Origin of the sequence: Dactylosporangium maewongense (assembly GCF_039531485.1) — a bacterium.
GTDB lineage: Bacteria > Actinomycetota > Actinomycetes > Mycobacteriales > Micromonosporaceae > Dactylosporangium > Dactylosporangium maewongense.
This window is the reverse complement of sequence record NZ_BAAAQD010000015.1, coordinates 258,678-271,933: the sequence shown is the minus strand read 5'-3', so window position 1 is coordinate 271,933 and position 13,256 is coordinate 258,678. Positions and strand designations below refer to the sequence as shown.

General features: G+C 74.2%; 1 pseudogene. It reads left to right on the top strand.

The window, feature by feature from the left end:
- Window positions 1-30: 30 nt before the first annotated feature.
- A pseudogene (locus ABD332_RS34330) lies at window positions 31-13,113 on the top strand (type I polyketide synthase); the annotation flags it as partial.
- Window positions 13,114-13,256 lie beyond the last annotated feature (143 nt).

The following is a 13,256-nucleotide window of genomic DNA, read 5'->3' as shown; positions in this document are numbered from 1 at the left end:
CCCACCGCTTTCAGAAAGGTCCGGTCACCGATGAACGAAGACAAGCTGCGCGAGTACCTCAAGCGCGTGACGGTTGATCTGCACCGGACCAGGGAGCGGCTCAAGGAGGTCGAGGACCGGGCGCAGGAGCCGGTCGCGATCGTCGCGATGAGCTGCCGGTACCCCGGCGGCGTCCAAACACCCGAGGACCTGTGGCGGCTCGTCGCCGACGGCCGCGACGCCATCGGACCGTTCCCGGACAACCGCGGCTGGGACCTGGAGAACCTGTTCCACCCCGACCCGGACCACCGCGGCACCTCGTACGGCAGCGAAGGAGGCTTCCTCTACGACGCCGACGAGTTCGACCCGGCCCCGTTCGGCGTCTCACCCCGAGAGGCGCTCGGCATGGACCCGCAGCAGCGGCTGCTGCTGGAGACGGCGTGGGAGGCGTTCGAACGCGCCGGCCTGGACGCGGCCACGCTGCGCGGCAGCCGCACCGGCGTGTTCGTCGGCGTCATGTACAACGACTACGGCGCCCGCCTCCGCGAGATCCCCGAAGGCATGGAAGGGTACGTCGGCAACGGCAGCTCACCCAGCATCGCCTCCGGCCGCATCGCCTACACGTTCGGCCTCGAAGGACCCGCGGTCACCGTCGACACCGCGTGTTCGTCGTCGCTGGTCGCGCTGCACCTGGCGGCGACGGCGCTGCGCCGCGGCGAATGCGGCCTCGCCCTCGCCGGCGGCGTGACGGTCATGTCGACCCCGAACACGTTCATCGGCTTCAGCCGGCAGCGTGGCCTGGCCGCCGACGGCCGCTGCAAGTCGTTCTCCGACGACGCCGACGGCACCGGCTGGGGCGAGGGCGCCGGCCTGCTGCTCCTGGAGCGGCTCAGCGACGCCGTCGCCAACGGCCACCCGGTCCTCGCAGTCCTCAGAGGCTCCGCCGTCAACCAGGACGGCGCCTCCAGCGGCCTCACCGCCCCGAACGGCCCCTCCCAGCAGCGCGTCATCAAGGCCGCCCTGGCGAGCGCCGGCCTCGCCCCCGGCGACGTCGACGTCGTGGAGGCGCACGGCACCGGCACGAGCCTCGGCGACCCGATCGAGGCGCAGGCGCTGCTGGCCACCTACGGTCAGGGGCGCGACGAGCCGCTGTGGCTCGGGTCCGTGAAGTCGAACCTCGGCCACACCCAGGCGGCGTCCGGCGTCGCCGGCGTCATCAAGATGGTCCTCGCCATGCGGCACGAGCGGCTGCCGCGCACCCTGCACGTCACCGCCCCGTCGTCGCATGTGGACTGGTCCGCGGGCGCGGTCCGGCTGCTGACCGAGGCACAGCCGTGGCCGTCCACCGACCGCCCGCGCCGGGCGGGGGTGTCGTCGTTCGGGGTGTCCGGCACCAACGCCCACGTCGTGATCGAGGAGCCGCCGGCCCGAGCGGACACGGCCGCCCCGGCCGGGGAGCGGGTCGCACCGCCAGTCGTGCCGTGGCTGCTGTCCGGCCGCACCGCGGCGACGGTGCCCGCGCAGGCCCGCCGGCTCGCCGCCGCCCTGGACGCGGCGCCCGGCCTCGAACCGGCCGACGTCGCGTTCACCCTCGCGACGGCGCGGACCACGACGGAGCACCGGGCGGTCGTGCTCGGCGCCGACCGGACCTCGCTGCGGGCGACACTCGACGACCTCACGGTCACGGGTGTCGTGACGCCCGGCCGCTCCGCGATGCTGTTCACGGGTCAGGGTGCGCAGTGGTCGGGGATGGGTCGCGGTCTCTACCAGGCGTTCCCGGTCTTCGCCGCGGCGTATGACGAGGTGTGCGCGCACATCGAGGGCCTGCGCGACGTTCAGGGTGACCTGCTCGACGAGACACAGTGGACGCAGCCTGCGCTGTTCGCCGTTGAGGTCGCGGTGTACCGGCTGCTGGAGTCCTGGGGTCTCCACCCCGACCACCTCCTCGGTCATTCGATCGGTGAGCTGGCCGCCGCCCACGTCGCTGGGGTCTGGTCGCTTGAGGACGCCTGCAAGGTGGTGGAGGCTCGCGGCCGCCTCATGCAGGCGCTGCCGGCCGGTGGTGCGATGGTGGCGATCCAGGCTTCGGAGGAGCAGGTCCGGGCGGCGTTGGTCGACGGTGTTTCGCTGGCCGCCGTCAACGGCCCGGACGCCGTGGTCGTGTCCGGTGACGAGGAAGCGGTCGAAGCGGTCGCCGCGGGGTTCGCCAAGACGCGCCGGCTCAAGGTGAGTCACGCGTTCCACTCGGCACGCATGGACGGGATGCTCGACGCGTTCCGTGAGGTCCTGGCCGCCGTGAAATTCAACGAGCCGGGGATTCCGATCGCGACCACGTCCACTGGCGACGTCACCGACCCGGAGTATTGGGTGGGTCAGGTTCGCGGGACGGTCCGGTTCGCCGAGGCCGCTTCCAAGTTGACCGCGAAAGGCGTGACCAGGTTCCTGGAGGTCGGTCCGGACGGGGTGCTGTCGGCGATGGTCGACGGTGTCCCCGCCATGCGGAAGGGTCGCGACGAGCCGCTGACGCTGATGACCGCCGTCGCACAGATGCACGTCACCGGCTGGTCCCCGGACTGGACGCGGGTCCTCGGCGGCAACGTCGTCGACCTGCCGACGTACGCGTTCCGCCGCACCCGGTTCTGGCTCGACGACCCCGCCGCCCGCGCCGACGCCGCCGCGGCCGGGCTGCTGCCCGTCGACCATCCGCTGCTCGGCGCCGCGCTCGGCCTCGCCGACGGCGGCGGCTTCGTCTTCACCAGCCGACTCTCGCTGCGCGACCAGCCGTGGCTGCGCGACCACGTCGTGCTCGGCGTGCCGCTCGTGCCCGCCACCGCCCTCGTCGACCTGGCGCTGCGCGCCGGGGAGATGCTCGACTGCGGGCGCCTCGACGAGCTCGCCGTGGAGGCCCCGCTGGCGCTGCCCGACCCGGGCGCCGTGCACCTGCAGCTCACCGTCGGTGCCCCCGACGACACCGGGGCCCGCCCCGTCGCCGTGTACTCCCGCGGCGCCGACGACACCACCGCCGACTGGACCCGGCACGCGACCGGACGGCTGCAGCCCGGGCAGAACCGGGACACCACCGACCTGACCGCCTGGCCGCCGCCCGGCGCGACCCCGGTCCCCGTCGACGGCTTGTACGACACGCTCGCCGGCGCCGGACTCGACTACGGTCCCGCGTTCCGGGGCGTGCGGGCCGTCTGGCGCCGCGACGGTGACCTGTTCGCCGAGGTCGCGCTCCCCGAGACGGCCCGCGACGACGTGAACCGCTTCGGCGTCCACCCCGCCCTGCTCGACGCCGTCCTGCACACCCTGGGCCTGGCGGAGCACGCCGCCGGCGACACGCTGCTGCCGTTCGCGTTCCGTGGCGTCTCCCTGTGTACGACCGGCGCCGTCACCGTCCGCGCCCGCCTCACGCTCACCGGCGCCACGACCGTGGCCGTCGACGTCGCCGACCAGACCGGCCGGCCGGTGGCGTCGATCGACGCGCTCGACCTGCGCCCGGTGACCGCCGGGCAACTGGCCGCGGGCCGCGCCGCCGACCTGTTCCGGCTCGACCTCGTCCCCGCCCGCCCCACCGGCGGACACCGGCACCGCTACGCCGTGCTCGGCGCCGACCCGTCCGGGGCCGCCGCGGCACTGGCGGAGGCCGGCGCCACGGTCGACGCGTACGCCGACCTCACCACGCTCCACGCCGCCATCGCCGGGGGAGCCCCCGCTCCGGGGCGCGTCGTGGTCACCATCGACGACGCCGGCGACGACCTCGTGGCGGCCGTGCACCGGCGGACCTCCGCCGCCCTCGCAGTCGTCCAGGAGTGGCTCGCCGACCCGCCCGCCGGGGCCGCGCTGCGGGTCGTCGTGCCCGCCTCCGGAGCGGACGCGGTCGCGTCGGCCGGCGTGGCCGGGCTGATCCGCTCCGCGGAGGCCGAGCACCCCGGGACGTTCGGGGTCATCGAGGTCCACGACCAAGAGCCCGCCGGCGAGGCCCTCGCCACCGCCTTTGCTGTTGACGAGCCGACCGTCACGGTCCGCGGCGGCGACGTGCTCGTCCCGCGGCTCGCCCGGGCCGTCGCCGCCGCGGCGGAAGCAGCGCCGGCAGCCACGTTCCACGGCGACGGAACCGTGCTCGTCACCGGCGGGCTGGGAGGGCTCGGCGCCCTCGCAGCCCGGCACCTCGTCACCGTCCACGGTGTCCGGCACCTGCTGCTCGCCGGTCGCCGCGGCCTCGACACCGACGGCGCCGCCGCGCTGCGCGACGAGCTGGCCGGGCACGGCGCCACCGTCACCGTCGCCGCCTGCGACGTCGCCGACCGGGCCGCCGTCGCCGCGCTCCTCGCCGCCGTGCCCGCCGAGCATCCCCTGACCGCCGTCGTGCACACCGCCGGGGTCGCCGACGACGCCGTCGTCACCGACCTCACCGCCGACCGGGTCGCCGCGATCCTGCGCCCCAAGGCCGACGGCGCCCTGCACCTGCACGAGCTGACCAGGGGCCTGCCCCTGACCGCGTTCGTGCTGTACTCGTCGCTCGCCGGGATCCTCGGCGGCGCCGCGCAGGCCGGGTACGCCGCCGCCAACAGCGTCCTGGACGCCCTCGCCGCCCAGCGCCGCGCCGAAGGGCTGCCGGCGCTGTCGCTCGCCTGGGGGCTGTGGGACACCGCCAGCGGCATCACCGCCCACCTGGACGACGCCGACCGCCGCCGTCTCGCTCGCAACGGCGTCGCGCCGCTGCCGGCCGCGGACGCGCTCGACCTGCTCGACCTCGCCTGCGCCGCCCTCGCCGCCCTGGCGGTCCCGGCCCGGCTGCACCCCGCCGCCGGCGGTCCCGCGGTCCTCAGTGGACTCGCGGGCGCCGCCGGGCGGCGGGCGGCCCGCGGCGATGACGACGACACGCTCCGGCAGCGGCTGCGGCGGATGCCCGACGGCGACCGGATCCCGGCACTGCTGCGGCTGGTGCGCGGCGAGGCGGCGACCGTCCTCGGGCACGCCGCCGGCGACGACGTCGACCCGCACCGCGGGTTCCTGGAGGCCGGGTTCGACTCCCTCACCGCCCTCGAACTGCGCAACCGGCTCGCCGCCGCGACCGGGCTGACGCTGCCGGCCACCGTCCTGTTCGACCATCCGGCGCCGGCGGCGATGGCCCGGCACCTCCTCGACGAGCTGCACCTGGCGCCCGCCGCGGTCACCGCACCGCCCGCCACCGGCACCGCGCCGGCCGCCGACGAACCGGTCGCGATCGTGGCGATGAGCTGCCGGTACCCGGGCGGCGTCGGCAACCCGGAGGACCTCTGGCGGCTCGTCGCCGACGGCATCGACGCCGTCGGACCATTCCCCGGCGACCGCGGGTGGCCCGTCGACCGGCTCTACCACCCCGACCCCGATCACCGCGGCACCAGCTACGCGCGTGAGGGCGGCTTCCTGTACGACGCGGCGGCGTTCGACGCGGACTTCTTCGGCATCTCGCCCCGCGAGGCCCTCGCCACCGACCCGCAGCAGCGGCTCCTGCTGGAGACGTCGTGGGAGCTGCTGGAGCGCGCCGGGATCGACCCTGCCACGCTGCGCGGCACCCCGACCGGGGTGTTCGTCGGCCTCATGTACAGCGACTACGCCGCCCGCGTCCACGACGTCCCCGACGGCCTGGAAGGGCACCTCGGCAACGGCAGCGCCCCGAGCGTCGCCTCCGGCCGGGTCGCCTACACGTTCGGGTTCGAAGGACCCGCGGTCACCGTCGACACCGCCTGCTCGTCGTCGCTGGTCGCGCTGCACCTGGCGGCGGCGGCGCTGCGCCGCGGCGAGTGCGGCATGGCCCTCGCCGGCGGGGTCACCGTCATGTCGACGCCCGGCACGTTCGTCGGCTTCTCCCGCCAGCGGGGCCTGGCCCCCGACGGGCGCTGCAAGGCGTTCTCCGACGACGCCGACGGCACCGGCTGGGGCGAGGGCGTTGGCCTGCTGCTCCTGGAGCGGCTCTCCGACGCCGTCGCCAACGGCCACCCGGTCCTCGCGGTGATCAAGGGCTCGGCCGTCAACCAGGACGGCGCCTCCAGCAGCCTCACGGCCCCGAACGGCCCGTCGCAGCAGCGGGTGATCCGGGCCGCGCTCGCCGCCGCGGACCTCCAGCCGTCCGACGTGGACGCCGTCGAGGCGCACGGCACCGGCACGAGCCTCGGCGACCCGATCGAGGCGCAGGCGCTCATCGCCGCATACGGGCCCGGCCGGCGGACGCCGCTGCTGCTCGGGTCGGTGAAGTCGAACCTCGGCCACACCCAGGCCGCGTCCGGCGTCGCCGGCGTCATCAAGATGGTCCTCGCCATGCGGCACGGCCAGCTGCCGCGGACCCTGCACGTCGCCGCCCCTTCGTCGCACGTCGACTGGTCGTCGGGCGCCGTCGAGATCCTCACCGACGCCCGGCCGTGGCCCGCCGCCGACCGTCCGCGCCGGGCTGGGGTGTCGTCGTTCGGGATCTCGGGCACCAACGCCCACGTCATCATCGAGGAGCCACCCGCCGGCGCGGCCCCGGCGGGGGAGCGGGTGGCGTTGCCGCTGGTGCCGTGGCCGGTGTCGGCGCGGACCCCGGACGCCCTCGACGGCCAGGTGTCCAGGCTGCGTGAGGTCCCCGAGAATCCAATGGACGTTGGATTTTCCCTGGCGACCGGCAGGTCGATGTTCGAGCACCGGGCAGTGTTGCTCGGCGACGCGGTGATCCGCGGCCGGGCCCGTGACGGCGGAAGCGCGATGCTGTTCACCGGTCAGGGTGCGCAGTGGTCGGGGATGGGTCGCGGTCTCTACGAGGCGTTCCCGGTGTTCGCTGCGGCGTATGACGAGGTGTGCGCTCTCGTCGAGGTGGATGATGCGCGGCTGGATGAGACGCAGTGGACGCAGCCGGCGTTGTTTGCGGTTGAGGTCGCGGTGTACCGGCTGCTGGAGTCCTGGGGTCTGCACCCCGACTTCCTCCTCGGTCATTCGATCGGTGAGCTGGCCGCGGCGCATGTCGCCGGGGTCTGGTCGCTTGAGGACGCGTGCAAGGTGGTGTCGGCGCGGGGCCGGTTGATGCAGGCGCTGCCGGCCGGTGGCGCGATGGTCGCGATCCAGGCCTCGGAGGAGCAGGTCCGCGCAGCACTGGTGGACGGTGCGGAGATCGCCGCGGTCAACGGCCCGGACGCGGTCGTGGTCTCCGGTGACGAGGCCGCGGTCGAGGCGGTGGCGGCGGGGTTCGCCAAGACACGCCGGCTGAAGGTGAGCCATGCGTTCCATTCGGCACGCATGGACGGGATGCTCGACGCGTTCCGCGAGGTCCTGGCCACGGTGAAATTCAACAAGCCGGGGATTCCGATCGCGACGACGTCCACCGGGGACGTGACCTCTGTTGACTATTGGGTGGCGCAGGTCCGCGGGACGGTCCGGTTCGCGGATGCGTTCGCCACGCTCAGCGCGCAAGGCGTCAACCGGTTCCTGGAGGTGGGTCCCGACGGGGTGCTGTCGGCGCTGGTCGACGGCATCCCGGCGATGCGGAAGGGCCGCGACGAAGTCAGCACCCTGATGACCGCGGTCGCCCGGGCCCACGTCGCCGGCTGGTCCCCGGACTGGACCCGCGTCCTGGCCGGCGGACGCCGTGTCGACCTGCCCACGTATGCGTTCCAGCGGCAGCGGTACTGGCTGGACGCCGACACCCCTGCCCTTCCGACCGTCGACGGCTGGCTGTACCACGAGACGTGGACCCCGATGCCGCACCGGGATGCCACGCTGCACGGCACGTGGCTCGTGGTCGGTGGCGGATCCGAGGCGGTGGTGGCGGCGCTGGCGGCGGCGGGCGCCGAGACGGTCACCCTGCCGGTCCGCGAAGGACGCCTGCGGGAGGAGTCGTTCGCGGGCGTGGTGGCGTTGCCCGCCGATGCCGCCGAGGCGCTCACCTTCGTGCAGACCCTCGGCGACATGGGGCCGCTGTGGTGTCTGACCCGGGGTGCTTCGACGGATCCGGTGCAGCGCGCGGTCTGGGGTCTCGGCCGGGTCGTCGCCCTGGAGCACCCGGACCGGTGGGGCGGCCTCGTCGACATCGACGACACGGACGCGGCGCTGCTGCCGGGCATCCTCGCCGGCACCGAGGACCAGGTGATGGTCCGGTCCGGCACGGTCCACGCCCGGCGTCTCGCCCGGGCCGCGACCACGGCCGGGTGGCGCCCCTCCGGCACGGTCCTGGTCACCGGCGGCACCGGCGCCCTCGGCCTCCACGTCGCCGGGTGGCTCGCCGCGGAAGGCGCTTCCCGGATCGTGCTGGTCAGCCGGCGCGGCCCTGACGCCGTACAGGTGGACATCCCCGGCGTCGAGATCGTGGCCGCGGACGTCACCGATCCTGCCGCCGTCGCCGACTTGGTCGCCCGCTACGCGCCAAACGCGGTCATCCACGCCGCCGGCGTCCTGGACGATGGCACCGTGGACGCGTTGACGCCGGAGCGGATCGCCGCGGTGATGGCGGCGAAGGTCGACGGCGCCCGCCACCTTGACGCGGCCACCCGGGGTCTGCCGCTGGATGCGTTCGTGCTGTTCTCGTCGTTCGCTGGTTCGGTGGGCTCGGCGGGTCAGGGCAACTACGCGGCCGCGAACGCTGCCCTGGACGCGATCGCCGAGGAGCGCCGTGCCGCCGGACTTCCGGGCGTCTCCGTTGCGTGGGGGCCGTGGGCCGGCGATGGCATGGCGGGGGATCTCGGTGACCGGCACCGCCGCGGCGGCGTACGCCCGATGCACCCCGCCACCGCCGTCACCGCGCTCGCCCGTACCGGAGCCGACGCCACGCTCGTCGTCGCCGACATCGACTGGGACACGTTCGGGCCCGCATTCACCGCGACCCGGCCCGCGCCGCTCATCGACGGCCTCGCCCCGGTCAAGGCACCCGCGTCGGAGCGGCACTTCGCGGACGTGCCCGACGGTGAGCTCGCCGGGCACCTCCTCGACCTGGTCCGCGGCCACGCCGCCACCGTCCTCGGCCACGCCGACGCCGCCGCGATCCACCGCGACCGGGCATTCCGCGACCTCGGCTTCGACTCGCTGACCGCCGTCGAGTTCCGCAACGCGCTGACCGCGGCCACCGGCGTCACCCTGCCGACCACCGTCGTCTTCGACCACCCGACGCCGGAGTCCCTCGCCGGGCTGCTGCTGTCCCAGATCACCGGAGCCCGGGCCACGGACACCGTCCGGGCCGCGGTCCCGGCCGACGAGCCGGTCGCGATCGTGGCGATCGCCGGCCGGTTCCCGAGCGCGGCGACCCCGGAAGCGCTGTGGGAGCTGCTCGCCGAGGGGCGCGACGGGGTCCGCGAGTTCCCCGCTGACCGCGGCTGGGATCTCGACTCCCTCTTCGACCCGGACCCCGACCAGTCCGGCACCTCGTACGCGCGGGTCGGCGCGTTCCTGCCGGACGTCGCCGGGTTCGACGCGGGGTTCTTCGGCATCTCGCCGCGTGAGGCCCTGGCGATGGATCCGCAGCAGCGGCTGCTGCTGGAGTCGTCGTGGGAGCTGCTCGAACGAGCCGGGATCGACCCCGCCTCGCTGCGCGGGACCGCCACCGGCGTGTTCGTCGGCACCAACGGGCAGGACTACCCGACGATGCTCGCCGCCGCCGAGGAGAACGTCGAGGGCTACCTCGGCACCGGCAACGCCGCCAGCGTCGTCTCCGGGCGGCTCTCCTACACGTTCGGGCTCGAAGGACCCGCGGTCACCGTCGACACCGCATGCTCCGCGTCGCTCGTCGCGCTGCACCTCGCCGCGCAGGCGTTGCGGCGCGGCGAGTGCGGCCTCGCCCTGGCCGGCGGCGTCACGGTCATGTCGACGCCGGGCGCCTTCGTCGAGTTCTCCCGCCAGCGGGGCCTCGCCCCGGACGGGCGCTGCAAGGCGTTCTCCGACGACGCCGACGGCACCGGCTGGGGCGAGGGCGTCGGCCTCCTACTGGTCGAACGGCTCTCCGACGCCGTCGCCAACGGCCACCCGGTCCTGGCGGTCGTTCGCGGCACTGCGGTCAACCAGGACGGCGCGTCCAACGGTCTGACGGCCCCGAACGGCCCGTCGCAGCAGCGGGTGATCCGGGCCGCCCTGGCCGCCGCAGACCTGGATCCGTCCGACGTGGACGTGGTGGAGGCGCACGGCACCGGCACCAGCCTCGGCGACCCGATCGAAGCCCAGGCACTCCTCGCCACCTACGGGCAGCACCGGCAGACCCCGCTGTGGCTCGGGTCGGTGAAGTCGAACCTCGGCCACACCCAGGCCGCCGCCGGCGTCGCCGGGATCATGAAGATGGTCCTCGCCCTGCAGCACGAGGTGCTGCCCCGGACCCTGCACGTCACCGCCCCGTCGTCCCATGTGGACTGGTCGGAGGGTGCGGTCGCGCTGCTCACCGAGGCACAGCCGTGGCCCTCCACCGACCGGCCGCGCCGCGCCGGGGTGTCGTCGTTCGGGATCTCCGGCACCAACGCCCACGTGATCCTGGAGGAGGCGCCCGCGACCCCGCCGGCCGCCGCGCCCGAACCGCTGCCGGTGGTGCCGTTGCCGCTGTCGGCGCGGACCCCGGAGGCGCTCGACGCGCAGGTGACCCGGCTTCGGCAGGCGACCCTCGCCGATCCCGTCGACGTCGGCTATTCCCTCGCGACCGGACGGTCGGCGTTCGATCACCGGGCCGTCGTGCTCGGCGACGCGGTGATCCGCGGCCGGGTCACTGAGGGCGCGTCGGCGATGCTGTTCACGGGTCAGGGCGCGCAGTGGTCCGGCATGGGCCGCGGTCTCTACGAGGCGTTCCCGGTGTTCGCCGCGGCGTATGACGAGGTGCGCGCCCACGTCGAGGTGGACGATGCACGGCTCGATGAGACGCAGTGGACGCAGCCTGCCCTGTTCGCGGTTGAGGTCGCGGTGTACCGGCTGCTGGAGTCCTGGGGTCTGCGCCCCGATCACCTCCTCGGTCACTCGATCGGCGAGCTGGCCGCGGCCCACGTTGCCGGGGTCTGGTCCCTTGAGGACGCCTGCAAGGTGGTGGCCGCCCGCGGCCGGCTCATGCAGGAGCTGCCCACGGGTGGCGCGATGGTGGCGATCCAGGCCTCCGAGGAGGCGGTCCGGGAGGTGTTGGTCGGCGGTGCGGAGATCGCCGCCGTCAACGCCCTGGATGCCGTGGTGGTCTCCGGTGACGAGGACGCCGTCGAGAAGGTCGCGGCGGGGTTCGCCAAGACGCGGCGGCTCAACGTGAGTCACGCGTTCCACTCGGCGCGGATGGACGGGATGCTCGACGCGTTCCGCGAGGTCCTGGCCACCGTGAAATTCAACAAGCCTTGGATTCCGATCGCGACGACGTCCACCGGCGAGGTGACCGACCCGGAGTACTGGGTGGGGCAGGTCCGGGGGACGGTCCGGTTCGCCGACGCCGCCGATCGTCTCAAGCAGAAGGGCGTGACGCGGTTCCTGGAGGTCGGCCCCGACGGGATCCTGTCGGCGCTGGTCGACGGCATCCCGGCGATGCGGAAGGGTCGCGACGAAGTCAGCACCCTGATGACCGCGCTCGCCCGGGCCCACGTCGCCGGTTGGTCGCCCGACTGGACCCGGCTCCTGGCCGGTGGTCGGCGCGTCGACCTGCCCACGTACCCGTTCCAGCGGCAACGGTTCTGGCCGACGGTCCGCCGCGGCACTGCCCCCACGTTCGCGAGGTGGTTGCAGCGGGAATCCACTGTGGATGGCTGGCTGTACCGCGAGGACTGGACGCCGCTGCCGCACCGCGAAGCGACGCTCACCGGCACCTGGCTCGTGGTCGGTAGTGGCTCCGATGCGGTCGTAGAGGCGCTGGCGGCGGCGGGCGCCGAGATGGTCGTTCACAGCGACCTCCCTGACGCTTCGTTCGCGGGTGTGGTGGCGTTGCCTGCCGATGCGGCCGAGGCGCTCACCATCGTGCAGTCGCTCGGTGACAAAGGCCCGCTGTGGTGCGTGACCCGGGGTGCGGCGACGGATCCGGTGCAGCGCGCGATCTGGGGTCTCGGCCGGGTCGTCGCGCTGGAGCACCCGGACCGGTGGGGCGGTCTCGTCGACCTCGACAGCGACGCCGACCTGTCCCTGCTGCCCGGGGTGCTTGCCGGGGCCGAGGACCAGGTCACCGTCCGGTCGGGCACCGCTCACGGCCGGCGCCTCACCAGGGCCGCCGCGACGCAAGGGTGGCGCCCATCCGGGACGGTGCTGGTCACGGGTGGTACCGGTGCCCTTGGCGGGCACGTCGCGAGGTGGCTGTCCGCGGAGGGCGCGTCTAGGGTTGTGCTGGTTAGTCGCCGCGGCTCTGACGCTGTACAGGTGGACGGTGTCGAGGTTGTTGCCGCTGACGTCACCGATCCCGTCGCTGTCGCCGATCTGGTCGCTCGGTTCACGCCGAATGCGGTCATCCACGCTGCCGGTGTCCTGGACGACGGGACCGTGGATGCGTTGACGCCGGAGCGGATCGCGACGGTGATGGCGGCGAAGGTCGACGGCGCCCGCCACCTCGACGCCGCTACCCGGGGTCTGCCGCTGGATGCGTTCGTGCTGTTCTCGTCGTTTGCGGGGTCGGTGGGGTCGGCGGGTCAGGGGAACTACGCCGCGGCGAACGCTGCCCTGGACGCGATCGCCGAGGAGCGCCGCGCCGCTGGGCTCCCGGCGGTGTCGATCGCGTGGGGGCCGTGGGCGGGTGACGGCATGGCGGGCGACCTCGGTGATCGGCACCGCCGCGGCGGCGTCCGGCCGATGGACCCGTCCGTCGCCGTCACCGCCCTCGCGCGGACCGGAGCCGACGCCACGCTCGTCGTCGCCGACATCGACTGGGAACGGTTCGGGCCCGGGTTCACCGCAGGACGCCCCGCACCGCTCGTCAGCGGGCTGTACACGCCGCCCGTACCGCAGAACGACACCGAGACGTGGGACCTGGCCGGCATGCTCGACCTGGTGCGCCGGCAGGCCGCCGAAGTCCTCGGGCACGGCGGCACCGAGCTCGTCGAGCCCGGACACGCGTTCCGGGACCTCGGGTTCGACTCGCTGACCGCCGTCGAGTTCCGCAACGGGCTCGCCGCCCGCACCGGCCTGAAGGTGCCGGCGACCGCCGTCTTCGACTACCCGACGCCGGCCGCGCTCGCCGCCCACCTGCACGCCGAGGCGACGGGCGGCGCACCGGAAAACCCCCAGCTATCGATCCTCGCGGACCTCGACAAGGTCGAAAACCTGATTTCGGTGATTTCCCCAGAGGATGACCTGCACGCTGCCGTGCGCACCCGGCTGCATGTGATGCTTTCGAAGCTCGACAA